The 24,281-nt window shown below is 70.0% G+C and carries 22 protein-coding genes; 9 read left to right on the top strand and 13 right to left on the bottom strand.

Going from position 1 to position 24,281, the window contains the following annotated elements:
• Positions 1–52: 52 nt before the first annotated feature.
• Entirely contained in the window at positions 53–733 is a 681-nt protein-coding gene (locus LGM42_RS02765) for a response regulator (protein ID WP_226222267.1), read from the top strand.
• Between the two features lie 79 nt (positions 734–812).
• Entirely contained in the window at positions 813–2,234 is a 1,422-nt protein-coding gene (locus LGM42_RS02760; protein ID WP_226231502.1) for a sensor histidine kinase, read from the top strand.
• A 33-nt stretch (positions 2,235–2,267) separates the two neighbouring features.
• On the opposite strand, the gene LGM42_RS02755 is transcribed toward LGM42_RS02760, so the two are convergent.
• The 8 genes from LGM42_RS02755 to LGM42_RS02720 all read right to left on the bottom strand — a co-directional run bounded on the left by LGM42_RS02755 (position 2,268) and on the right by LGM42_RS02720 (position 10,394).
• Positions 2,268–3,134 (bottom strand): MOSC domain-containing protein, encoded by an 867-nt coding sequence (locus LGM42_RS02755; protein ID WP_226231501.1) that lies wholly within the window; start codon positions 3,132–3,134, stop codon positions 2,268–2,270.
• An 87-nt stretch (positions 3,135–3,221) separates the two neighbouring features.
• Positions 3,222–4,175 carry an ABC transporter substrate-binding protein gene (locus tag LGM42_RS02750; protein ID WP_226231500.1) on the bottom strand — a complete coding sequence of 318 codons (954 nt, stop codon included), beginning with the start codon at positions 4,173–4,175 and terminating at the stop codon, positions 3,222–3,224.
• Between the two features lie 32 nt (positions 4,176–4,207).
• Positions 4,208–5,389 (bottom strand): c-type cytochrome, encoded by a 1,182-nt coding sequence (locus LGM42_RS02745; RefSeq protein WP_226231499.1) that lies wholly within the window; start codon positions 5,387–5,389, stop codon positions 4,208–4,210.
• Positions 5,390–5,439: 50 nt separating this feature from the next.
• A complete protein-coding gene (locus LGM42_RS02740) occupies positions 5,440–6,261 on the bottom strand; it encodes an ABC transporter ATP-binding protein (RefSeq protein WP_226231498.1) in 822 nt (273 codons plus the stop codon).
• Positions 6,255–7,349, bottom strand: coding sequence for an ABC transporter permease (locus tag LGM42_RS02735; protein ID WP_226231497.1), 1,095 nt, complete (start codon positions 7,347–7,349; stop codon positions 6,255–6,257). The genes LGM42_RS02740 and LGM42_RS02735 overlap by 7 nt, the downstream gene beginning before the upstream one ends.
• Positions 7,350–7,353: 4 nt before the next feature.
• Complete coding sequence (locus tag LGM42_RS02730) at positions 7,354–8,388, bottom strand: ABC transporter substrate-binding protein (RefSeq protein WP_060011325.1); 1,035 nt, start codon at positions 8,386–8,388, stop codon at positions 7,354–7,356.
• Between the two features lie 48 nt (positions 8,389–8,436).
• Positions 8,437–9,276: a class II aldolase/adducin family protein gene (locus LGM42_RS02725; protein WP_059639392.1), complete on the bottom strand. Its 840-nt coding sequence runs from the start codon at positions 9,274–9,276 to the stop codon at positions 8,437–8,439.
• Positions 9,277–9,308: 32 nt separating this feature from the next.
• Complete coding sequence (locus LGM42_RS02720; protein ID WP_226231496.1) at positions 9,309–10,394, bottom strand: LLM class flavin-dependent oxidoreductase; 1,086 nt, start codon at positions 10,392–10,394, stop codon at positions 9,309–9,311.
• Positions 10,395–10,654: 260 nt separating this feature from the next.
• Between LGM42_RS02720 and LGM42_RS02715 the strand changes: the two genes are divergently transcribed.
• Positions 10,655–12,013 (top strand): acyl-CoA dehydrogenase family protein, encoded by a 1,359-nt coding sequence (locus LGM42_RS02715; RefSeq protein ID WP_226231495.1) that lies wholly within the window; start codon positions 10,655–10,657, stop codon positions 12,011–12,013.
• 79 nt (positions 12,014–12,092) lie between these two features.
• On the opposite strand, the gene LGM42_RS02710 is transcribed toward LGM42_RS02715, so the two are convergent.
• The gene (locus LGM42_RS02710; RefSeq protein ID WP_196493562.1) at positions 12,093–13,067 is read right to left on the bottom strand and encodes a LysR family transcriptional regulator; all 975 of its coding nucleotides are present in this window, start codon (positions 13,065–13,067) and stop codon (positions 12,093–12,095) included.
• A 17-nt stretch (positions 13,068–13,084) separates the two neighbouring features.
• On the opposite strand from LGM42_RS02710, the gene LGM42_RS02705 reads away from it, so the two are divergent.
• Together LGM42_RS02705 and LGM42_RS02700 are read left to right on the top strand one after the other, a co-directional pair.
• Entirely contained in the window at positions 13,085–13,651 is a 567-nt protein-coding gene (locus tag LGM42_RS02705) for a cysteine dioxygenase (protein ID WP_099317391.1), read from the top strand.
• A 105-nt stretch (positions 13,652–13,756) separates the two neighbouring features.
• The gene (locus LGM42_RS02700) at positions 13,757–15,382 is read left to right on the top strand and encodes a rhodanese-related sulfurtransferase (RefSeq protein ID WP_226231494.1); all 1,626 of its coding nucleotides are present in this window, start codon (positions 13,757–13,759) and stop codon (positions 15,380–15,382) included.
• 69 nt (positions 15,383–15,451) lie between these two features.
• Here LGM42_RS02700 and LGM42_RS02695 read toward each other — a convergent pair whose 3' ends face one another.
• On the bottom strand, positions 15,452–16,597 hold the full coding sequence (locus tag LGM42_RS02695; RefSeq protein ID WP_226231493.1) for a glycerophosphodiester phosphodiesterase: 1,146 nt from the start codon (positions 16,595–16,597) through the stop codon (positions 15,452–15,454).
• Positions 16,598–16,967: 370 nt separating this feature from the next.
• On the opposite strand from LGM42_RS02695, the gene LGM42_RS02690 reads away from it, so the two are divergent.
• Complete coding sequence (locus LGM42_RS02690) at positions 16,968–18,035, top strand: phytoene/squalene synthase family protein (RefSeq protein WP_060311021.1); 1,068 nt, start codon at positions 16,968–16,970, stop codon at positions 18,033–18,035.
• 486 nt (positions 18,036–18,521) lie between these two features.
• Positions 18,522–19,721 carry a porin gene (locus LGM42_RS02685; RefSeq protein ID WP_226231492.1) on the top strand — a complete coding sequence of 400 codons (1,200 nt, stop codon included), beginning with the start codon at positions 18,522–18,524 and terminating at the stop codon, positions 19,719–19,721.
• 114 nt (positions 19,722–19,835) lie between these two features.
• Here the strand turns inward: LGM42_RS02685 and LGM42_RS02680 are convergent, their stop codons facing one another.
• The 3 genes from LGM42_RS02680 to LGM42_RS02670 form a co-directional block, all read right to left on the bottom strand.
• Positions 19,836–20,255, bottom strand: a complete 420-nt coding sequence (locus LGM42_RS02680; protein ID WP_059574540.1) for a cupin domain-containing protein — start codon at positions 20,253–20,255, stop codon at positions 19,836–19,838.
• A gap of 10 nt (positions 20,256–20,265) precedes the next feature.
• Positions 20,266–20,703 carry a carboxymuconolactone decarboxylase family protein gene (locus LGM42_RS02675; RefSeq protein ID WP_059574538.1) on the bottom strand — a complete coding sequence of 146 codons (438 nt, stop codon included), beginning with the start codon at positions 20,701–20,703 and terminating at the stop codon, positions 20,266–20,268.
• A gap of 96 nt (positions 20,704–20,799) precedes the next feature.
• A complete protein-coding gene (locus LGM42_RS02670; protein WP_226231707.1) occupies positions 20,800–22,284 on the bottom strand; it encodes a PLP-dependent aminotransferase family protein in 1,485 nt (494 codons plus the stop codon).
• A 165-nt stretch (positions 22,285–22,449) separates the two neighbouring features.
• Here LGM42_RS02670 and LGM42_RS02665 point away from each other — a divergent pair, with 165 nt between their 5' ends.
• Positions 22,450–23,367 carry a LysR family transcriptional regulator gene (locus tag LGM42_RS02665; RefSeq protein WP_059574534.1) on the top strand — a complete coding sequence of 306 codons (918 nt, stop codon included), beginning with the start codon at positions 22,450–22,452 and terminating at the stop codon, positions 23,365–23,367.
• Positions 23,368–23,489: 122 nt separating this feature from the next.
• Positions 23,490–24,239: an SDR family oxidoreductase gene (locus tag LGM42_RS02660; RefSeq protein WP_060311018.1), complete on the top strand. Its 750-nt coding sequence runs from the start codon at positions 23,490–23,492 to the stop codon at positions 24,237–24,239.
• Positions 24,240–24,281 lie beyond the last annotated feature (42 nt).

Genomic DNA, 24,281 nt, shown 5'->3' with positions numbered 1-24,281 from the left:
CGGAAAGGATCATGTAATGTAGCGGGCTGTCGCTGACCTTACCGGAATCCCCATGCGTGTGCTGCTCGTCGAAGACAACCCGAACCTGGCCCAGTCGCTGAGCGATGCGCTGAGCGCCGCGCGCTTCGCGGTCGATCACATGGCCGACGGCGAGGCGGCGGACCACGTGCTGCGCACGCAGGATTACGCGCTGGTGATCCTCGATCTCGGGCTGCCGAAGCTCGACGGGCTGGAGGTGCTGCGGCGGCTGCGCGCGCGCCGCAATCCGGTGCCGGTGTTGATTCTCACCGCGCACGGGTCGGTCGAGGATCGCGTGAAAGGGCTCGATCTCGGCGCCGACGACTATCTCGCGAAACCGTTCGAGCTGACCGAACTCGAGGCGCGCGCCCGCGCGCTGATCCGCCGCAGCCTCGGCCACGAGCATTCGCGGGTCGAATGCGGGCCGCTTTCGTATGACAGTATCGATCGCAGCTTCCATCTCGCGGGCGAGCCGCTGTCGCTCACGCCGCGCGAGCGCTCGGTGCTCGAGGTGCTGATCCTGCGCAACGGCCGTGCGATCAACAAGGACACGCTGTCGGAGAAGATCTTCGGGCTCGACGAGTCGGTCAACGCCGATGCGATCGAGATCTACGTATACCGGCTGCGCAAGAAGCTGGAGAACACCGGCGTCGCGATCGTCACGCTGCGCGGGCTCGGCTATCTGCTCGAAGCAAAGGCTGGGACGGCCGAATGAGCGCCCGTCGCGCTCGCTCGTGCTCGCCGGCGGCCGACGCGGCGCCTGCGATCGTTGGCGCGGCCCGGCCGAACGCATGATGACCCGCCCGAACCTGCGCGCGCAGGTCGCGCTGTGGCTGCTGCTGCCGCTGCTCGGCCTGCTCGCGCTCGACTCGTGGCTCACGTACCAGCGCGCGATGAGCGCCGCGCACGTCGCGTTCGACCGCACGCTGTCGTCGTCGCTGAAGTCGATCCGCGAAGGCGTGCGGCTCAACGACGGCGAGATCGAGGTCGACCTCCCGTATCTCGCGCTCGAAATGCTCGAGTCGAGCGACGGCGGCAAGATCTACTACCTGATCCGCGAGGACAACGGCCGCACGGTCACCGGCTATCCGGACCTGCCGCTGCCGCACGGGCGCGACGCGGGCGACGGCGCGCTGTTCGTCACGCGCTACTACGACGTCGTGTATCGCGGCGAACAACTGCGGATGGCCGCGCTGCGCATCCCGGTGCACGACGTGCCGACCGCGCAGTCGCGCATCGTGTGGGTGATGGTCGGCGAGACGATCGAGGCGCGCCAGGCGCTCGCGCGCGAGATCCTGATCGGGTCGCTGCTGCAGGAAGGGCTGCTCGTCGTGCTGGCGCTCGGAATCGTGTGGCTCGGCGTCGGGCGCGGGCTGCGGCCGCTGAACCGGCTGTCGGCGACCGTCGCCGCGCGCAGCGAGGACGACACGACGCCGCTCGACACGGGCGCGATGCCGAGCGAACTCGCGCCGCTCGTCGATTCGATCAACCAGTACATCGGCCGCACGCAGCGGATGCAGGTGGCGCGGCGTCGCTTCTTCGCCGATGCGGCCCATCAGTTGAAGACGCCGCTCGCGGCGGTGCAGGCGGGCGTCGAGCTCGCGCTGCGGCCCGACGAGCAGCCGCGCATGAACGTGCACCTGCGGCGCGCGAACGGCGCGGTGCGGCAGGCCGCGAAGATCGTCCAGCAACTGCTGTCGCTGTCGCGGCTCGATTCGGACAGCGGTCATGCGGTCGCGCACAAGCCGGTTGCGCTGCACCGGCTCGCACGCAGCGTGACGCTCGACTGGTCGCCCGTCGCCCGCGCGCGCGACATCGATCTTGGCTTCGAGCACGAGGCAGACGTCGACGTGCTCGGGCAGTCCGACCTGCTCGGCGAGATGATCGGCAACCTGATCGACAACGCGATCCGTTATGCGGGCGACCATGCGGTGATCACGGTGCGCGTCTCGCGCGACGGCGAAGCGGCGCGGCTCGACGTGATCGACGACGGGCCGGGCATTCCGGCCGACGAACGCGACGCGGTGTTCGAGCGCTTCCATCGTGGCAGCAAGACGCAGACGGTCGAAGGCACGGGTCTCGGGCTGTCGATCGTGCGGGAGATCGCGCGCGTGCATCAGGGCAGCGTGACGCTGACCGATGCGGCCGGCGGCGGGCTGATCGTGACGATCCGGCTGCCGGCGGCGGTGAACGACGCGATGCCGCGCGCCGTATGACGGCGCGCGTAGTAGCGGGCCGCGCTGTCCGGCTCAATCGCCGAACCCGATCTCCGCTTCGACCGGCTGCCCGACTTCGAGCCACGCGCCCGCGCCTTCGACGACGATCGCATTGATACCGAACGTCAGCGCGCCGTCGTAGTTCGGGTTCGTGCGATAGGTCTGCATCGTGTCGGTCGGCTCGTGCGGCCATGCCGGGTCGGGCGTGCCGGTGGCCTGGTCGATCGTCGGCACCGGGCAGCGCGTGCACAGCTTGACGAGCCGCAGCCGCACCGGCGTGTCGCCGCCGGCGTCGAGATGCTCGACGAAATCCTCTTCGTACGCATCGAGATCCGACACGACGATGTTCGGCCGGAAGCGGTTCATCGGGATCGCCGGCGCGCCCTTCGCGGCAAGCCGCGCGTTCAGGTCGTCGAGCGACGACTGGCCGATCACCAGCAGCGGATAACCGTCCGCGAACTGCGTATGCGTATCGATGTCGCCGGTCCATTTGCGGTTGCAGCCGCGGCGTGCGTCGGGGCCGAAGCGCGCGAGCTTCGTCGGCGCGCCGAGGAATGCGGTGAGCCACGCGGCCGTTTCGGCGCCCGTGTCGATCGCGTCGACGGTGTCGCGCCACACGGTCGCGGCCATCTTCGGCGTCGCGGGCGTCGCGTCGCCGGCGAGCGGCGTGCGGATCTCCGGCATGCCCGGCGCGTTCAGCACGAGCGCATCGCCGTCGAGCGTCGGGCGGATCAGCGCGAGGCGCGGATGCGTGCGCTGCGTGAGCATCTGCCCGTGCGGATCGGTGATCAGCCAGTGGCGGTCGTACGCGAGGCCCGTTTCGAGCAGTTGCGCGCGCGACAGCGCGATGCCGGCGCAGGATTTGATCGGGTAGACGAAGAGTTCGGTGATGGCTGGCATGACGCTGGCTGAAGGCGGGATGGTCGAAGCGCGATTGTGCCAGATCGTACCGAAGCCGTTTGGGCGGCTGCGTGCCGCCCCGGCTCGTCACGCGAGCGGGAAGCCGGTATCGAAGGTCGTGCGCACGTCGAGCGGCTGGCGCAGCAGCCCTGCCTTCAGGTAGAAGTCGGCCGTGCGCTGCTGTTCGGCGATCACCGCTGCGTCGATCGGCTGCCAGCGCGTGCCGCGGCGCTCGAACTGCAGCTTCGCGGCGGCCGGTGGAATGCCGATGATGCGTGCGAGCGCCGCCGAATACGCGTCGACGTGCCGGTACGACCAGGACTGCGCGCGCACGACGCGCCGCAGGAAATCGTGCAGCACGTCGCGCTTCGAGGCGATCGCCGCGTCGGTCGCCGCGAGATAGCTGAGGCCCGACCACAGCCCGCGGCCGTTGACCAGCACGCGCGCGCGGCCGCTCGTTTCGGCGAGGGCGGTATAGGGCTCCCAGGTCGCCCACGCGTCGATCGAACCGGTGGCGAGCGCCAGCATCGTGTCGGCCGGCGGCAGGAAGCGGAACGACACCGCATCGGGCGGCAGGCCGGCCGCATCGAGCGCCTTCAGCGTGACGAAATGGCCGATCGAGCCGCGCGTGGTGCCGATGCGCTTGCCTTTCAGGTCGGTCGCGCCTTTCAGCGCGGCGTCGGGCTGCACGAGCACGGCCGTGCCGTACGGATCGGAACGGTTCGCGCCGATCACCTTGATGCGGGCGCCCGAGGCGAGCGCGAAGATCACCGGCGCGTCGCCGATCGGCCCGCAGTCGACGGCGGCCGCGTTCAGCGCTTCCGCGAGCGGCGCGGCGGCCGGGAATTCGGTCCACGCGATGTCGTACGCGAGCCCGTTCAGTTCGCCGGCCGCTTCGAGCAGCGCGCGCAGCCCGCCTTTCTGGTCGCCGGCGCGCAGCAGCGGGCGGACGCCCGACTGCGCGCGCACGGCGGCCGGCGCGGCGGCGATCGTGGCAAGGGCGCTCGCCTGCGCGAGGAAGTGGCGTCGGGTCGGATTCATCGTGAAGTTCGGTTCAAGAAAGGTTCAGGGATTCAATGCGGAAGCCCGGCCTGTACGTCGCGTACGGGTTCCTGGTCGACGCGCAGCAGCAGCGCGGTCAGTGCGTCGCCGCCCGTGGCGCGCGCGGCCGGGCGGGCCACCGTGTCCGAGCGGCACAGCAGGTCGGCATCCGACCAGCCGGCGCCGCCCGGCAATGCGCGCGCCCGCAGCCAGCCGCGCCGATCGGCAAGCAGTTGCGTGCCGCCGAGCGCATCGGGCGCGACGCCGGCGATCGTCGCGAACGCGAGCCACGCATCGGCGGTCGTCGCGACGCAGTTCGCGCGCGGGCCGGCTGACGGCGGCACGGGCGCGCCGCGTTCGGTGACGAGCAAGGTCTGCCAGCGCGCGTCTTCCTGCGGTGGCGTCGCGCCGGCCGCGAGCGCGACGACGCGCACGCGCTGGCCTTCGCGCCAGCGCTCGAGCGCCTGGGGCGCGGCGTCGCCGCACCGCACGTCGAGCGCCGGCAGCGGGACGGGCACCGGCCACGCGCCTTCCGCCTGCGCGCTGCTGCCGGCGGCCAGCGCTTTCAGGTAATCGAGCACGGCCCATGTGTCCTGCGGGCCGAGCGTCGCCGCGAAGCCGGGCATCGTCGACGCACCGTGCTCGTCCCGCGTGCCGTGGCGCACGCGCCAGAACAGTTCGCCGTCGAGCCGACGCGCGAGCAGCGCGCCGGCGAAGGTCGGCGGCCAGTGCGCGAGCGTGGCCGCGAGCGGGCCTTCGCCGCGCCCGTCCGCGCCGTGGCAGGCCGCGCAATGTTGCGCATACAGGTGCGCGCCGCGCATCACGTTCGACACGGAAAACGGCGCGGGATCGCGCTGGAAGCTCGTCGGCACGGCAGGCGCGAGCCACAGCGAAGCGGGCGGCCACGGCGCGAACCACGCGACGGCCAGCGCGGCGATGGCCGTCGCGACACGCCACTTGCGCGAAGCCAGCGCGGCGCAGGCGAGCCCGACGGCCAGCGCCGTCAACGTACACGCGAATGCGAGTTGCCGCGTGAGCCCCGCGTCGATGCGCAGCGTTTCAAGCGCGATGCGGTGTGCCCACGGCCACGCGGCCTGGCCGTCGGCGTCGCCGGTCAGGCCGATCGCGTGCAACCCATGCGCCAACGCGATTTGCGCGCGATACAGCAGTTGCAGGAACGCGATGGCCCAGTCGGCGAACGGCGGCGCGTTCATCGCGCGCGCCTCCGGCGGACCGCATTCGAACGTCGAACGGCACCCGGCATCTACCAGCTCGCATCGAGCCCGAGATGCCGCAGCGCGTCGTGGCGCAATTCGGCGAGGCGCGGATCGCCGCGATGGCGCGGGTAGGGCAGGTCGACGTGCAGTTCGGCGACGATCCGTGCCGGGCGCGGCCCGAACACGATCACGCGCTGCGCGAGAAACAGCGCTTCTTCCACGTCGTGCGTGACGAGCAGCGCGGAGAAACCGTCGCGTTGCCACAGCGCGGTCAGCTCGGCCTGCATCGTGAGCCGCGTCAGCGAATCGAGCTTGCCGAGCGGTTCGTCGAGAATCAGCAGGCGCGGGTCGTTGACGAGTGCGCGGGCGAGCGCGACGCGCTGCGCCATCCCGCCGGACAACTGATGCGGAAACACGTTCGCGAAGTCCTCCAGCCCGACGCGCGCGAGCGCATCGTCGACGCGATGCTGCGCGGTACGCGCCACGCCGCGTGCTTCGAGGCCGAGCGCGACGTTCGCGCGCACGCGCCGCCACGGGTACAGCGTCGGGTCCTGGAACACGACGATGCGCGACGGATCGGGGCGCTCGATCGGCACGCCGTCCTGCGCGATTCGGCCTTGCTTGGCGGCGTCGAGCCCCGCGACGAGGCGCAGCAGCGTCGATTTCCCGCAGCCGCTCGGGCCGAGCAGCGCGACGAATTCGCCGGCCGCGACCGACAGCGACACGTCGTCGAGCACCGGCAGCGCGCCGCCGGGGCCGTCGAACGCATGGCTCACGCGGCGGATGTCGATGCGTGCGCCTCGCGGCGGCGCGACGGCGGGCGCCGCAGCAGTGGCGGCGGACGGTTCGAGTACGGCGGCGCTTACCATTTGACGGTTCCTTTCTGCCAGGCGAGCACGCGGTCGCGCACCGCGAACAGCAGCGCGATCAACCCGGAAAACAGCAGCGCCATCACGATCAGCGCCGCATACATGTTCACGTACGACGCCCAGCCCTGCGCCCAGCTCAAATACCAGCCGAGCCCCGACTTGACGCCCATCATCTCGGCGACGACCAGCACCGTGAACGACGCGCTCAGCCCCATGAAGATGCCGACGAACACGTGCGGCAGCGCGGCCGGAATCGCGACGCGCAGCACGAGGAAGCGCGCGTTCGCGCCGAGCGTGCGCGCGACGTCGTAGTACTGCTTGTTCACGCTCGCGACGCCGGACCACGTCAGCACGGCGACCGGGAAGCCGGTTGCAAGCGCGATCAGGAACGCGGCGGCCGAATAGCTCGACGGGAAGAAGTAGAACGTGAGCGGCAGCAGTGCGGTGGCCGGCACGGGCCCGAGCACGCGCAGCACCGGATGCACCCAGTAGCCGATGCGGCGCGACCAGCCGATCGACACGCCGACCGCGAAGCCGACCGTGACGCCGTACGCGAACCCGAGCGCGAGCAGCTTCAGCGTGTTGCCGGCGCTGCCGGCGAGGCGCGGCCAGTCGTCGACGTAGACCTCGATCAGCGCCTGCGGCGGCGCGAAGAACGGCGTCGGCAGCCAGCCGGTTTTGGCGGTGACGATTTCCCACGCGGCGAGCACGAGCGGCAGCGCGACGAGCCACGGGCCGGCCGGGCGAACGCGTGCGAGCCGCGTGCGGGTCGCGGGAACGCGATGGCCGAGCGTCGCGGCGACGAGCAGCAGCGCGGCGATCGTCCACGCGGCCGTGCCGAACGTGTCGGTGTACGCCCAGTCGCTGAAGCCGACGATCCGGTTCGGCCACAGGTGCGTCAGCGCGCCGAGCGCGGCCCACGCGAATGCGGCGGCGATGCCGGTCGGCCAGGTGCGCGCGCGCCGCGCTTCCGCGGCCAGCGTGGCGTCGCAGGTCGTGCAGGCTGCGCGCGCGGAAGTTGCAGCGTTGGCGGCGCTGGCCGGAGCCGATGCGGCGCGTGCGGCGGACGCATGTTCGATCGTCGACATCGCGTTACCCCAGTACGTTCGCATAGACCTGCTGCGCGAAGCGCTGCGGGTCCGTGCTCTTCTTCAGCACGCTGATGCGGCGGAAGTCGTCCGCATAGAACGCGATTTCCTGCTGCAGGTCGACGTTGGTCGGGTGGTGCGTGTAGGTGAGCGTCGCGTACAGCTTGCGCAGATCCTCGGGGCTGATCTTCGGCGAATACTTCGCGAACACCTTCGCGGCTTCGTTCGGGTTGTCGTGCGTGTACTCGGTGGCCTGCACGATCGAGCGCGCGAGCGCGGCGGCCGACGGCCGGTCGTTGCGCACGAGGTCGCCGCGTGCGCCGATCACGCAGCACACCTTGCGCGCGTATTCGCCGGACAGGTTGGTCGCGAGTTCGGTATACGCGCCGTTGCTGCGCTTTTCGAGCAGATAGAGATTCGGGTCGCCGTCGGCGATCGCGTGGATTTCGCCCTTGTCGACCGCGACGCCGAGCAGGTCGGCCGGATACTGCCGCCACGTGATGTCGCGCTCGGGATCGACGCCGTTCTTCGCGAGCAGGATCGAGAAGAAGTGCTTGCCGGGCGCGGCCAGATCGCTGACGCCGACCGTCTTGCCCTTCAGCGCCTGCAGTGTCGTGACGCCGGCCGCCTTCGCGCCGAGCAGCCGCACGCAGCCGCCGTGCGAGCTGCCGATGATCTTCACGTCGAAGCCGGCTTCGAGCGGCTTCAGCCAGCGGTGGATCATCCCGACCGCCGCGTCGGCCTTGCCGGTCGCGATCGATTCGAGCAGCTGATCGGTCGAGCCGCTGTAGTTGATCAGCTCGACCTGCAGCCCGTTCTTCTCGAAGAAGCCGCGCTCCTGCGCGACGACGATCGGCGTCAGGCAGAACGCGTTCTGGTTCCACGCGAACGTGAGCTTCTTCAGCGGCGGCGCGGACCACGCGTGGCGGCCGAGCGTGATCGCCGGCACGGCGAGCGCGGCGGCGCCGGCCGCGCGCAGCAGCCGGCGGCGTTGGTCGTCGTGCGCGTCGTGGGGCGCGGGTGCGGTGGTTTGGGTCATGGTCTGGTCTCCGGTGTGGCGCAAGTCCGTTATTGGCGTGAACAGGCCCTAATCGAGCAGGTCGGGTTCGTCGGCGACGACGCGCGCGAACAGGCTGTCGAACGCATGCAGCGCACCGTCGGGACCGCCGATCTGGCCGTGCGTATGGCGCGCGGTCGCGTGATCGATCGGCCGCGGCGTGCCGGCCGCTTCGGCCAGCAACTGCGTGTGCGCGACGTTGTCGAGCGCGATGTACCACCACGCGGCGGCCTCGACCGTCGGGCCGGCCGTCAGGATCCCGTGGTTCTTCAGGATCACGCCCTTGTGCGTGGTGCCGTCCGGCTTCGCGAGCGCATCGGCGATCCGCGCGCCTTCGCTGGTGTCGACGACCATCCCCGTGAAATCGTCGAACAGCGCGTGATCCTCGTAGAACACGCACGCGTCCTGCGTGAGTGGATCGAGCGGGCGGCCGAGCGTCGACCATGCCTTGCCGTAGGTCGAATGCGTGTGCGCGGCGGCGACCACGTGCGGATGGGCTTCGTGGATCGCCGCATGGATCGCGAACGCGGCCTTGTTCAGCGGCCGCTGGCCGATCGCGGTTTCGCCGCGTGCGTTGACGAGCAGCAGGTCGGAGACCTTGATCTGCGAGAAATGCACGCCGAGCGGGTTCACCCAGAAATGATCGGGCAGCTCCGGATCGCGCGCGGTGATGTGGCCCGCGAGGCCCGCCGCGAAGCCGAAGCGCGCAAACAGGCGGAACGCGGCCGCGAGCCGCTCCTGCCGGTGGCGACGCTCGGCGGCGACGTCGAGGCGCGGCGCGGGCGGATCGAACCAGAAGTGCTGGCGCGGGGTATCGGCGAGCACGAGGCCCGATGCGGTACGGTGGGGCGAGGACAGGACGGCGGACATGATCGCGTATGGCTCCGTTGGGCTCCGTTGGCTCAGGCGGCGCGGCGTGCCGCGTCGCGTGCGGCGACGGCGCCGCGCACACGCGGAATCAGTTCACGGCCGCAGTCGATCGCGTCTTCCAGCGGGTCGAAGCCGCGGATCAGGAACGTCGTCACGCCGAGGTCGTAGTAGTCGAGCAGCGCGTCGGCGACCTGTTCGGGCGTGCCGACGAGCGCCGTCGAATTCGAGCGCGCGCCGGTGAGCTTCGCGATCTCGGTCCACAGCCGCTTGTCGACGCGCGAGCCGCGCTCGGCCGCGGCGAGCAGGCGGCGCGCGCCTTCGCTCTGCTGCGGGCCGCCGGCGCCGAGCCCGGCCGCTTCGCGCAGCCGGCGCGTTTCGTCGAGGATGCGGTGCGCACGCGCCCACGCTTCGTCCTCGGTCGCCGCGAGGATCGGGCGGAAGGATACGGAGAAGCGCACCTGGCGGCCGTGTTTCGCGGCTTCGGCGCGCACGCGCGTCGTCAGGTCGCGCACCTGGTCGAGCGATTCGCCCCACAGCGCGTACACGTCCGCGTGCTTGCCGGCCACCGCCAGCGCGGCTTCCGACGCGCCGCCGAAGTAGATCGGCACGTGCGGCTGCTGGAACGGCTTCACTTCCGAGAAACCCTGCTTGAACCGGTAATGCGCGCCGTCGTGATCGAACGGCTGCGCTTCCGTCCAGATTCGCCGCAGGATGCCCAGGTATTCGTCGGTGCGTGCATAGCGCGCGTCGTGATCGAGGAAATCGCCGTCGCGCTGCTGCTCGCTGTCCGAGCCGCCGGAGATGAAGTGCACGGCGAGCCGGCCGCGGCTGAACTGGTCGAGCGTCGCGATCTGCCGCGCGGCGAGCGTCGGCGCGGTGAAGCCGGGACGATGCGCGAGCATGAAATGGATGCGCTCGGTCGCGGCCGCCGCGAACGCGATCGTCAGCGTCGCCGACGGGCCGGTCGAGTGATGCGGCACGAGAATCCGGTCGAAACCGGCGGTTTCATGGGCGCGGGCAAAGTCGCGCACATAGTCGGGATCGACCACGGGGCCGGACGCCGGGTGGATTTCCGACTGCTTCTGGCTCTGGATCATGCCGATGAATTCGACGCTCATCTGGGTCTCCGGTGCAGGGATGTCCCGGCGCACGGCCGGGCAGGAATGGAGCGCAGGTTAACGCCGGGATCATGCGGAATGGAAATAATCAATCCCGATTTGAATATCAGATTTGCATGGTTTGGGGCCGTATGCGTTGCGCATACGCTGTGGGCTCGTGAATGATCGGGCGCGCGTCGGCGCTGTTTTCGCCTGCTGTTTTCGCCCGCCGTTTTCGTCGTTCCGCCGCCGTGTTCGACCTACCCAGGGAATCCGTTTCGATGTCCGCCAGCCTTGCCGTTTCCTCGCCGCCACCGCAACCCTCGCTGCGCCTGCTGCCCGCGGACGCCGCCAAGCCCGCCCACGCCGACGCCATCGACGAGACGGACGACGCGCGCCTCGCCGCGCTGCTCGAGCGTCTCACTCCCGAACTCGCCGCCGATGCGGCCCGCAACGACGTCGAGGGCCGCTTTCCGCACGAGAACTTCGCGCGACTGCATCGTGCCGGGCTGATCGCGCAGGTCGTGCCGCGCGAGCATGGCGGCGCCGGGGCGACGCTGGCGCGGGCGAGCCGGATCGTCGCGGCCGTCGCGCGGGCCGATCCGGCAACCGCGCTGGTGCTGACGATGACGTATCTGCAGCACCGCGCGCTCGGCCGCGCCGACAACCGCTGGCCCGCGCAGGCGCGGCGCGCGGTGTTCGACAGCGCGGTCGCGCACGGCGCGCTGATCAACGCGCTGCGCGTCGAGCCGGCGCTCGGCTCGCCGTCGCGCGGCGGGCTGCCGGCGACCCTCGCGCGGCGCGATGGCGACGGCTGGCGGCTGTCGGGCCACAAGCTCTACAGCACCGGGATTCCGGCGCTGCGCTGGCTGGCCGTGTGGGCGCGCACCGACGAACCGGCGCCGCGCGTCGGCGTGTTTCTCGTGCCGCGCGACCCCGCTGCGGACGGCGATCGCATCCACGTGATCGAAAGCTGGAATCACCTCGGCCTGCGTGCGTCCGGCAGCCACGAAGTCGTGTTCGACGACGTGCCGCTGCCGGCCGACCATGCAGTCGACGTGCGCGCGCCGGACGCATGGGCCGTATCGGCCGCCACTCATGCGGATGCCGACGCGCAGGCGGACCAGCAGGCGTGGATGGTCGTGCTGCTCGGCAGCCTGTACGACGCGGTGGCGCGTGCGTCGCGCGACTGGCTCGTCGAATTCGCGACGACGCGTGCGCCGAGCGGGCTCGGCGCCCCGCTCGCGACGCTGCCGCGCGTGCAGGAGGCGGTCGGCGAAATCGAAGGCTGGCTGCACGCGAACCGTGTGCTGCTCGACGATCACATCGCGCGCACCGACGCCGGCAACGCGCCGTCGGTGACGACCAGCGGCCTCGTCAAGCGCACCGTGACCGAGCACGCGATCCGGACGGTCGAGCAGGCGCTGAAGCTGTCGGGCAATCACGGGCTGAGCCGCGGCAATCCGCTCGAACGCCACTATCGCGACGTGCTGTGCAGCCGCGTGCATACACCGCAGGACGATGCGATCGCGGTGGCGGCGGGGCGGGCGGTGCTCGACGCGGCGACGCGCGGGGAGACGAACGCGGCGGCGGAAGCAACGTCACGCACCGGCATCGAAGGCGGTCGACGCGATGCGTGAGCCGGGCCAGGTTGCCGCGCACGGCAACGGCGCGGCGCGACGCAGGCGCCGCGCGGCCACCGAGGCCACCGAGGCTACGTTACGCGGCCTTGTCGTGCGATTGCTCGGGCAGCGCGAACGCCGTGCGCGCATGCGCGGCGACGGCCGCGAGCGGCGCGTCGAGGCGCGCGGCATCGTGCCGGCGCAGCAGCCACAGATCGATCTGCGGCTTGAAATCGGCGAGCGGCACGATATCGAGCGCGTCGCGCAGCGGGCTGCCTTCGACGAGCGGCAGCGGCATCAGCCCGAGGCCGAAGCCGTTGGCGACGCTCTGCAGTTGCAGGTCGCGGCCGTACGCATCGAGCGTGATCGGCATCGGCAGGCCCTGCGCGTCGAGCGCGCGCCGCAAGCCCGCACGAAAGCCGCAGCCGTCCGGGTTGAGCACCCAGCCGCGCGCGTGGCAATCGGCGAGCCGGTAGCTGCGGCGCGGCCAGTCGCCCTTGCGGCCGACCGCGACGAGCCGCGTGGCCAGCAAGCGTTCACCCTCGACCTGCGCCGGCAGCACCATCTCGCGCGCGAGGAAGACGAGCGCCGCATCGAGTTCGCGGCGGGCGATGCGGTCGACGAGCAGGCCGCCCCATGCGGTCGTGACCTGCGTCGCGAGCGCGGGCCACTGCGCGGCGAGATCCGCGATCAGCGCGGGCAGCATCAATTCGCCGAGGCCCTGCGTGAGCCCGATCCTGAATTCACCGGCGGGCGGCTGCTGGCCGGCCGTCAGTTCGCGCAGCGCGTCGACCTCGCGCAGGATCGCGCGACACTGCTCGAACACCTGCCGGCCGATGTCGGTCGGGCGCGGCGGCTTCGTGTTGCGGTCGAGCAGCGTCACGCCGAGCGTTTCCTCGAGATTCTGGACGCGCCGCGTGATCGCGGGCTGCGTCATCCCGAGCTCGGCCGCGGCCTGGCTCAGGGTCTGGCAGCGGACGACCGCTGCAAAAGCGTCGATATCGCTAATTTTCATGTTTGTTCTGCATGGTCTTTCGGGTGCATCATGACGATCCATCATATTCGGCATCATATTCGAGGAGACGGCCGATGAGTACGCTTTCGTTGCAACAGACGCCGCTGCGTCCGTTCGTCGAGGGTCTGGATGCGCTGCTCGCGTCCGGCGCGAACGAGGCGCGCATTCTCGACGAGGGCGGCGCGCTGCTCGCCGCGCTCGTCGAGCACGACGACTGGTTGCCCGACGCGTTCGCGCAGCCCGATCCCGAGCGTTACCGGCAGTACCTGCTGCATCTGGACCCGGACGAGCGCTTCTCGGTCGTCAGCTTCGTGTGGGGGCCGGGCCAGGCGACACCGATCCACGATCACACGGTGTGGGGGCTGATCGGGATGCTGCGCGGCGGCGAATTCTCGCAGCCGTACCGGTTCGACGCGGCCGGCAGGCCGGTGCCCGCGGGCGACGCCGTGCGGTTGCGGCCGGGCGAGGTCGAGGCCGTGTCGCCGCGCATCGGCGACGTTCACCGCGTGACCAACGCATTTGCCGACCGCGTATCGATCAGCATCCACGTGTACGGCGCGAACATCGGCAAGGTCGAGCGCGCGGTGTACCTGGACGACGGCACCGTGAAGCCGTTCGTGTCGGGCTATTCGAATGCCTGACGCAACGCCCGCTCGCGCGGCCCGTGGCGGGCGCGCGGCGGCAGGGCCACGATCGAGCCGTTCCGTTTTCTTCACCGACTTCAACGTATTCAACCCAGAGACATCGTGACGCACTCCGCAGATTCCCTTTCCCGTTTCCCCGTCGCGTCGTACCAGGACGTACGCGCGCGCCTGCTTGCCCGCGACGAGATCGCGCTGATCGACGTACGCGAGGAAGATCCGTACGCGCAGGGCCATCCGCTGTGGGCCGCCAATTTTCCGTTGTCGAAGCTCGAACTCGACGCGTGGACGCGGATTCCGCGCCGCGACACGCCGATCGTCGTGTTCGGCGAAGCGGGCGGCGAGGATCTCGCGCCGCGCGCGGCCGCGACGCTCGCGCGGCTCGGCTACACCGACGTGCGGCTGCTCGACGGCGGCCTCGCGGGCTGGGTCGCCGCGGGCGGCGAACTGTTCATCGACGTGAACGTGCCGAGCAAGTCGTTCGGCGAATGGGTCGAGGCCGAGCGCCATACGCCGTCGCTGTCCGCGCAGGAGGTGCAGGCGCTGATCGACGCGAAAGCCGATGTCGTGATCGTCGACGCGCGCCGCTTCGACGAATACCAGACGATGAACATCCCGACGTCGACCAGCGTGCCGGGCGCGGAACTCGTGCTGCGCGTGCGCGCGCTGGCGCCGGATCCGCGCACGCAGGTGATCGTCAACTGCGCGGGCCGCACGCGCAGCATCATCGGCACGCAGTCGCTCGTCAACGCGGGGCTGCCGAACCCGGTCGCCGCGCTGCGCAACGGCACGATCGGCTGGACGCTGGCCGGCCAGACGCTCGAGCGCGGCGCCGCACGGCGCTTTCCGGACGAGATCGATGCGACGCAGCGCGCCGAAGCGCGTCGGGCCGCCCGCGCGGTGGCCGAGCGCGCCGGCGTGCCGCGCATCGCGCTGGCCGACGTCGCCGCGCTCGCCGAACCGGGCCGCACGCTGTACCGCTTCGACGTGCGCACACCGGAGGAATACGAAGCCGGCCACCTGCCGGGCTTCCTGAGCACGCCGGGCGGCCAGCTCGTGCAGGAGACCGACCATCATGCGGCCGTGCGCGGCGCGCGGATCGTGCTGGCCGACGACGACGGCGTGCGCGCGGACATGACCGCGTCGTGGCTCGCGCAGATGGGCTGGGACGTGCGCGTGGTCGAGCCGGCCGGCGCCGCGGCATTCGTCGAGCGCGGCCAGCCGCCGCGCGACGTGCCCGCGACGCCGCCCGCGGCCGACGTGTCGCCCGCGACGCTCGCCGGCTGGCTGAAGGAGGCCGCGCCCGGCGAGCTCGCGATCGTCGACGTGACGGCCAGCGCGAACTACGTGAAGCGTCATGTGCCGGGCGCGTGGTTTGCCGTGCGTGCGCAGTTGCGAGACGCGCTGGCCGCGATTCCGCCCGCGAAGCGCTACGTGTTCACGTGCGGATCGAGCCTGCTCGCGCGGTTCGCGGCGGATGACGCCCGCGCGCTGCTGCCGGCGTCGGCCGAGATCCGCGTGCTGACCGGCGGCACGGCCGCGTGGATCGCCGCCGGGCTGCCGCTGGAGAGCGGCGAGACCCGTCTTGCGTCGCCGCGCATCGACCGCTATCGGCGCCCGTACGAAGGCACCGACAACGCGGCCGCGGCGATGCAGGCGTATCTCGACTGGGAATACGGGCTGGTCGACCAGTTGAAGCGGGACGGCACGCACCACTTCAACGTGATCTGACCGACGCGGTGCAACCGGGCGCGGCACCTCGTGCGCGGCGCCCGGTCGCGTGCGGGGCGGCGCTTCGTGTCAGCGCTTGAACGTATCGACGGCCGTGCGGCCGACGGCCGGATCGTCGGTGAAGAAGCCGTCGATGCCCGCGCGCAGGTACGCCTGGATCTCGCGCACCGAGCCGGCCGTGTTGCGCGTGGCCGGCGTGCCGCCGTCCTTCAGCGATGCGGGCAGGAAGTTGTTTTCCGGGCGGAACGTGTACGGATGCACGACGAGGCCGGCCTCGTGCGCGTAGCGCACGAACGGCGTCGGCTGCTGCAGCGTGCCGTCCGCGGCGACCGCGATGATCGACGTCTTGTACGGGCCGACGCCGTTCGCATAGGTCGCGATCTCGCGCATGCCGTCGCGCGTCGACAGGTCGCCGTAGGTGCGCGTGTCGTTCGCCTTCACGAAGTCGTACGGGCGCTGACCGGCTTCGTCCATCAGCTGCACGAGCCGCCAGTTCGGCTGGCTCGACTTGATCCGGTTGCGGATCGCTTTCAGGTTCGCGACTTCGAACGACTGGATGTAGACGGTCGCCGTGCGCGACGTGTATGAATCCTTCAGCAGCGCGTCGACGAGACGGTCCTCGAGCGGCAGGCCGATCGACTGGAAGTAGGTCGGATGCTTGGTTTCCGGGTACAGATGGATCGTGCGGCCTGTCTGAGCGGACATCTGCTTCGCGAGCGCGACGATCTCGTCGAACGTCGGAATCTCGAACTGGTCGTTGTAGGCCGTATTCGCGGGGCGCACCTGCGGAATGCGCTCGCGCGCCCGCAGCGTCTTCAGCTCCGCGAGCGTGAAATCCTCGGTGAACCAGCCGGTCAACTGCGCGCCGTCGATCGTCTTGGTCGCCTTGCGGCCCGCGAACTGCGGCAGCGTCGACACATTCGTCGTGCCCGAGATCTCGTTCTCGTGGCGCGCGACGAGCACGCCGTCGCGCGTCGACACGAGGTCGGGCTCGATCACGTCCGCGCCGTCCTCGATCGCCTTGCGATACGACGCGAGCGTGTGTTCGGGGCGCAGCGCGCTCGCGCCGCGATGGCCGACCACCTGGACCTTCGCGGAGATCGGCTGCGTGGGATCGCGCGTCAGAGCGTCGTCGCCGCCGCACGCGGCGAGCAGGAGCGCGGCGGCGCAGGCGAACGGGGCATAGCGCAGGGAGGTCGGGCGCTTGAGGAGCATGTCGTTGAACCTTCGAAACGGAGTCGGAAAGGGCGCTCGAGTCGGCGGCCCGGCGAGAAGCCGGGCAGAACGGAATCGAACGGTGCGCGATCGTCGCATCGAATAATTACATATGTATTACTTCGAGCTTTCCGTTCTGTTTTGAAGGGGCGACGCGCGCGGCAGCGCGAGCGACGGCAGCCTTGCGCGCACCGCATTCCGGCCGTCACAGCGAACCCGCGCGCCGGATGCACTAAACTTGCGGGAATTTTGCATCGCCGCACCGGGGCCGACGCCCGCCGCGCGCGACGATGCGGCGACTCGCGGGCCGGCGCGGGCGCCCGGCGCCCGTGTGCGTTCGGGGCCCGCACCGGCCGATTTTTCCCGACTCATGACGACCCATACCGATCCCGCCTATCTGCTCGGCGACCTGCTGAAGAACGTATCCCGCTCCTTCTACCTGACGCTGCGCGTGCTGCCCGACGGCATGCGCGACCCGGTCGGCCTCGCGTATCTGCTCGCACGCGCGGCCGATACGATCGCCGACACGGCGCTCGTCGCGCCCGAGCGGCGCGCGGCGCTGCTGACCGACCTGCGCGACGACATCGAGCGGCTCGGCGACGGCGCGGCGCTGTCGCGTTCGCTCGAGGACGTGACGCGGATGCAGACCGATTCGCACGAACACCTGCTGCTCGGTTCGATGGAACCGATGCTCGCGCTGCTGCGCGCGCAGCCGGAGGTCGATCGCGCGTCGATCCGCAAGGTCGTCGCGACGCTCACCGCGGGGATGGAATTCGACCTGCGCACGTTTCCGGACGAGCGGTCGGGGCAGGTCGCATCGCTGCCCACGCGCGGCGAACTCGACCGCTACACGTACCTCGTCGCGGGCTGCGTCGGCGAATTCTGGACCGACATGACGGGCGCGCATACGCGCGCCGCGCGCGGCTGGGATCTGCCGGACATGCGCGAGAAGGGCATCCGTTTCGGCAAGGCGCTGCAGATGACCAACATCCTGCGCGATTGCGCGAAGGACCTGCGCATCGGCCGCTGCTACCTGCCCGACGACGTGCTGCGCGCGCACGGGCTCGTCGTGGCCGACCTGATGCGGCCCGATGCGTCGGCGCGCGCACGCGGCGTGCTGGTCGACCTGCTGCGCGGCGCGCTCGACCAGTATCGCGACGCATGCCTGTATACGCTCGCGATCCCGCGCCGTTTCGTGCGGCTTCGACTCGCCTGCCTGTGGCCGATCATGATCGGCCTCGAAACGCTCGAACTGCTGGCCGGCCACGCTGCGTGGCTCGACCCGGCGCAGCCGGCCAAGGTGCCGAGAAAGCGCGTCTACCGGATCATGGCGGCGTCGCTCGCGCTGGTCGGTTCGAACACGGCGATCCGCGCGCGCCTGAGCGCGCTCGCCGACGCCGTGACCGCGCGGCTCGCGCGCCCCGCGTCGCAGCACTGAAGCGCGTCGGTGCGACCGGCACCGACGTCGCGTCCCGGCCCGCGCTCGCCGGGCCGTTCCCGTCCGATCTCCCGTGCCCCGTGCACGGACAAAAACGTTTTCATGATTTCGTGTCTCGAAATGTGGGTGTCACGAACGTCGGCGATCCTGCGCGGCGGCGTGAATCGCGGCGTCAGCTTCGATCGCGCATTTGTAAGATGTTTGGTTGCCGAAGGCGTCTGACGACATCGGACGGTCGCGTTGCACCCGTAAAAATGTAAAGCTAGGGTTTTCACCGGCAAATGCCGGAAAGGCCCGCCGCACAAGCATTTCGAGCTGTTATGTAACCGTTTGGTGAACGCCCGCGTTGCGTCGATCATACGATGACCGACTGCACATGTTGGGAAACAATTGGTAATCCGTCAGAATCGCGTCGGCATGTACTCGCACATGTGTCGGTCACAAAACCACACCAGAAAAGAAACATTCTTTGAGGACGGAGAATCAATGAAAAAGCGCGTCGCTTTCGCCATGACGGCAGTGGGTCTCGCAGCCGCTACCGCCGCCCACGCCCAGAGCAGCGTGACCCTGTACGGTATCGTCGACAACGGCCTGGCATACCAGAACAACGCGGCCCCGTCGACGGGTGCGACGACCGGCGGTCACTCGAAGGTATCGATGTCCACCGGCGTATGGGCAGGCAGCCGCTTCGGCCTGAAGGGCAGCGAAGATCTCGGCGGCGGCACGAAGGCGATCTTCCAGTTGGAAGCAGGCGTGAACTCGGCGACCGGCGCGTCGCAATGGGCAGGCGGCATCTTCACCCGCCAGGCATGGGTCGGTATGACGAACCAGGCGTACGGTACGCTGACGGCCGGCCGTCAGTACACGGCGTACTACACGCTGCTGTCGCCGTACAGCCCGACGACGTGGCTGACGGGCGCATACGGCGCGCACCCGGGCGATATCGATTCGCTGGATACCAGCTACCGCGCGAACAACTCGCTCGTCTACATGTCGCCGAAGTTCTACGGCTTCACGGTCGGCGGTTCGTACTCGTTCGGCGGCGTGCCGGGCAGCGTCAACCGCGGCTCGACGTGGAGCGCGGCGGTCCAGTACCTGAACGGCCCGGCAGGCATCGCGGTCGGCTATCAGAAGGTCAACAACTCGACGCTCGGCGGCGGCGTGTGGGGCGACAACTCGACGGTCACGAGCGGCGGCCAGCCGGCGGTGTCGGCGCTCAATGCCGGTTATCAGACGGCGCAATCGCAGCAGCGCATCGGCGTGACGGCCGGTTACCAGTTGACGCCGGCGTGGGATGTGTCGGCGTCGTACACGAACGTCAAGTACACGCCGGGCGTGGGTTCGGTGTTCCGCAACAGCGCGATCTTCAACACGGCCGGCGCCGTGCTGCACTGGAAGGCAGCGGCTCAGTGGGACTTCGCGGTCGGCTACTCGTACACGGCGGCGACGCAGTCGAACGGCATCACGAGCGCGGCCAAGTACCATCAGGTCACGCTGTCGCAGTACTACAGCCTGTCGAAGCGCACGGGCCTGTACGCACTCGAGGCTTACCAGCACGCGTCGGGCAATACGCTGAGCAAGACTGGCACCATCCAGGCAGCAACGACGCAGATCGGCGACGGCGTGGCGGCAGGTTCGAAGCAGAACCAGATCGCTGTCGGCGTCGGCATGATCCACCGCTTCTAAACGTCGCGCGGCGCGCGAGCGCCGCTCACGGCATGCGGTATGAAAAAACCGGCTTTCGAGCCGGTTTTTTCGTTTACGTCGCGAGCATTCGCCCGATTCGTCCGATTCTCCGGATCACTGATCGATCGGCGATTTCAGCGGCTGATGCTCGCCCGTCAGCCCGAACACGACCAGTTGCGCGGGCTCGGTCGCGCTCGCGTTGCGCGATACCTGATGGCGCGAGCCGGGCGGCTCGTACCAGCCTTCGCCGGCGCGATAGCGGCGCAGCGGGCCGCCGTTCACCTGCGACAGCACTTCGCCTTTCGACACGACCGCGAACACCGAGCCGAGATGCCGGTGCGCGTCGGACGCCTGACCGGGCGCATAGTCGACCGTCGCGACGACGACAAGCTTGCCGGGCGCTTCGGGCACGGCCTGCTGCATGATCGCGTGGACGCTGTCGCCGGCGTCGTGCGCGTGGGCGGCGGCCGGCAGTGCCGCCGCGAGCACGAGCCCGATGCACGGCGCGATGCGATGGAGCGGGGAGCGGATCATCGTCGCCGCCTTACTCGGGCATCTTGCGGAACGCGATCGCGAAGCGGTTCCACGAGTTGATCGTCGCGATCAGCATCGACAGGTCGAACAGCTCCTCGTCGGTGAAATGCGGCTTCACGGCTTCCCAGACGGCGTCGGGCACGTGGTTGCCGGCCACCAGCGTCAGCGCCTCGGTCCATTCCAGCGCCGCGCGTTCGCGCTCGGTGAAGAACGGCGTTTCGCGCCACGTAACGACGGTCGCGAGACGGCGGTCGGTTTCGCCGCCCTTGCGTGCGTCGCTCGTATGCATGTCGACGCAGAACGCGCAGCCGTTGATCTGCGACGCACGCAGACGGACGAGTTCGGCGAGCGGCTTCTCGATCGAGCACTTCGCGAGGAATTCCTCGGCGTTGCGCATCACCTTGATCGCATTCGGGCTGGCGGCATAGAAGTTCAGGCGCGGTTGCATGGCAGGTCCTTTTCGGTTGGGTAGCGCCGGGGTGGCGCGACAGGACCCACTTTAGGCCGCGCACTGGCCTGCTTGAATAGCCAATTCCGTGGAAATTCAGGTGACCAGTGACGGCCCGCCCGCGATGCCTGCTTCCAGCAGCCGGGCCAGCTTCGCGAGCGCCGTGTCGATGCGCAGCGCGTCGATCCCGCCATAGCCGAACAGCAGCCCGGCACGCACCGGCACGCCCGCGTGGAACGCGGAGATTCCGTACAGGCCGATGTCCTGCGCCCGCGCCGCGCGGACCAGCGCCGCTTCGTCGAGCCCCGGCTTCAGGTGCGCGGCGAGATGGATGCCGGCGGTCGGCACGATCGCGTCGAACCACGGCGCGAGTTCGCCGCGCAGGTGCGCGATCAGCACCTTGCGCCGCGCGTCGTAGTGCTTCTGCACGCGTTTCAGGTGCCGCGCGAAATCGCCATCGTGCATGAAGCGCGCGAGCGCCGCCTGCGTCAGCGTGCACGTGTGCCAGTCGACGATCTGCTTCGCCTTGGCCAGCGCGCCGCGCAGCGCGCGCGGCGCAATCGCGTAGCCGATCCGCAGCTCGGGAAAGATCGTCTTCGAGAACGTGCCGACGTACGCGACGAGGCCCGTGCGGTCGAGGCTCTTCAGCGATTCGACCGGGCGGCCTTCGAAGCGGAATTCGCCGTCGTAGTCGTCCTCGATGATCACTGCACGGCGACGCTGCGCCCATTCGAGCAGCGCGACGCGGCGGTCGAGCGTCATCGGCATGCCGAGCGGGAACTGATGCGACGGCGTTACGTAGACGAGCCGTGCGTCGTCCGGCAGCCGTTCCGTGACGAGGCCCTGCGCGTCCACCGGCACGCCGGTCACCGTCGCGCCGAGCGACGCGAACGCGGCGCGCGCGGGCGGATAGCCGGGATCCTCGACCGCGACGACGTCGCCCGGCCGCACGACCACGCGCGCGATCAGGTCGAGCGCCTGTTGTGCGCCTTGCGTGACGAGCACGTCGTCCCAGCTGCATGCGACCGCGCGGCTGAATCCGACGTAGCGCGCGATCGCGCCGCGCAACTGCGGGTCGCCGGCCGGATCGTGGTACTGGCCGGGGCCGCGCGCCTGCTGGCGCAGCGCGTGATGCAGGCAGCGCCGCCATGCGTCGAACGGGAACAGCGTCTTGTCGGTCACGCCGCCGCGAAAGTCGAAGCCGGGCGAATCATGCGGCGCGGGCATCGCGAGCGCGTCCGGCAGGTCGTTCCACAGCGCGCGTGCATCGACCGCGTCGATGCGCGGCATCTCGTCGACGATCGACGGCGCCGACGCGGCCGCGGCGTGCGGCACGCGCGCGAGGCCGTCCGCAACGAACGTGCCGTCGCCGGCGCGCGTATTCAGGTAACCCTCGGCCACCAGGCGCTCGAACGCGTCGAGCGTCGTCTTGCGCGACACGCCGAGCTGTTTCGCGAGGTCGCGCGTCGACGGCAGCCGCGCGCCGGCTTCGAGACGCCCGTCGACGATCGCGGTGCGCAGTTGCCGGAAGATTTGCCCCGTCAGGTCGTGACGGCCTTCGATGCGGATCGCGATGTCCATCGCAGTGGTTACCTCGATTCGTGTCATTTCGCCTCGGCCAGCATACCGGAAGTCGAGCGCGCCGGCGGCGGTTCGTGGCTCGCGACCGCAGCCGCCATCGCGCGATTGGACCGCCGTGCGCTGCTGCCTTACGATCCACGACAAACCTCACCGCGGAGCGATCTCATGCTGTCCGAAGACGAACTGGCGCTGCTCGACGCGATCCGCGCCACCGGCAGCCTGTCGCGTGCCGCCGCGCGGCTCGGCAAGGCGCCGTCGACGGTGTCGCACGCGGCGCGCCAGCTCGAAACGCGTTTCGACGCGCTGCTGTTCGACCGGCGCGGCTACCGGCTGCAGCTCACGCCGGCCGGACAATTGCTGGCCGACGAGGCGGCGCGGCTCGCGCTCGACGTCGCCCGGCTGACGCAGCGCGTGCGGCAGGTCGCGAGCGGCTGGGAGGACCGGCTGTGGATCGTCAGCGACGAGGTGCTGGAGTTCGATACGCTCGTGCCGGTCGTCCGCGCCTTCGATGCGCTCGATTCGGGCGTGTCGCTGCGTTTCACGCACGAGGTGCTCGGCGGGACCTGGGAAGCGTTGCGCGACGGCCGCGCGGATCTGGTCGTCGGTGCGACCAACGAGCCGCCGGCGATTCCGGGCCTCAAGTGGTTCGAGCTCGGCGCGATGGAGTGGGTGTTCGCGGTGTCGCCGCGCCATCCGCTGGCGTCCGCGCGCGGCCCGCTGACGCGCGACGCGATCGGTGCGCACCGCTCGGTCGTCGTCGCCGATTCGTCGCGGCGCGCGGCCGGCCGCGCGTATGGCCTGCTCGGCGGGCAGGCCGTGCTCGCGGTGCCGTCGATGCGCGCGAAGATCCTTGCGCAGCGCGATGCGCTCGGCGTCGGCTGGGTGCCGCGCCGGCGCGTCGCGTCGCTGCTCGCGCGCGGCGAACTGGTCGAGAAGCAGACGGCCGATCCGCGCGAGCCGAATCTGCTGTACGTCGCGTGGCACGGCGATCGCGACGGCCGCGCACTGCAATGGTGGCTGGAGCAATTGCGCGAGCCGAGACTCGCACGGCGGCTGCTCGACGGGATCGACGTGGTCGGCTGAACGCGCCCGCGCCAACATGTTCGACGTTTTCGAACATGTTCGTCGCGCCCGTCGTACGGCAAGGCCGGGCGCCGCGCGCATCCTGTGTTCACGGTCAACTCACCGGTTCACAGGAGAACATCATGCAACGCTTCGAAGGAAAGACGGTCCTCGTCACGGGCGGCAACAGCGGCATCGGCCTCGCGGCCGCCCGGGCATTCGCGTCCGAAGGCGCGCGGGTCGTCATCACCGGGCGCGACGCCCAGACGTTGGAAGCCGCCCGCCAAACGCTCGGCGAAGGGGCGCTCGCGATTCGCAACGAAGCCGGCAGCGTCGCGTCGGCCCGCGCGCTGGCCGATGCGCTCGCCACCGCCGGCGTGCGGCTCGACGCCGTATTCGTCAACGCGGGCGTCGCGAAACTCGCGCCGTTCGCCGACAGCGACGAAGCGATGTGGGATCTCGTGTTCAACACCAACGTGAAGGGCGCGTATTTCCAGATCCAGTCGCTCGTGCCGCTGCTGAACCGCGGCGCCTCGATCGTGATCAACGGCTCGATCAACGCGCATGTCGGGATGCCCGGCTCGTCGGTGTACGCGGCGAGCAAGGCGGCCGTCAATTCGTTCGCGAAGACGTTGTCGACGGAACTGCTGCCGTACGGCGTGCGCGTGAACGTGGTGAGCCCGGGGCCCGTGCAGACGCCGCTGTACGGCAAGCTCGGGTTCGATGCGGCGACGCTCGACGAGACGGCCGAGAAAATCAAGGGCCTCGTGCCGATCGGCCGCTTCGGCACGCCGGATGAAATCGCGTCGACGGTGCTGCACCTGAGCGCGCCGGAATCCGCGTTCATCGTCGGCGCGGAAATCATCGCGTCGGGCGGGATGGGGTTGCTCTGACGAGCCAGATGGGCGGGACCGTCGCCGGCGATGCGATGCCGG

It is taken from the genome of Burkholderia sp. AU39826, from assembly GCF_020419965.1.
In the GTDB taxonomy this organism is placed as follows: Bacteria; Pseudomonadota; Gammaproteobacteria; order Burkholderiales; family Burkholderiaceae; genus Burkholderia; species Burkholderia semiarida.
Note: the sequence above shows the minus strand (reverse complement) of the source record. Positions and strands in the feature narration are given on the sequence as shown.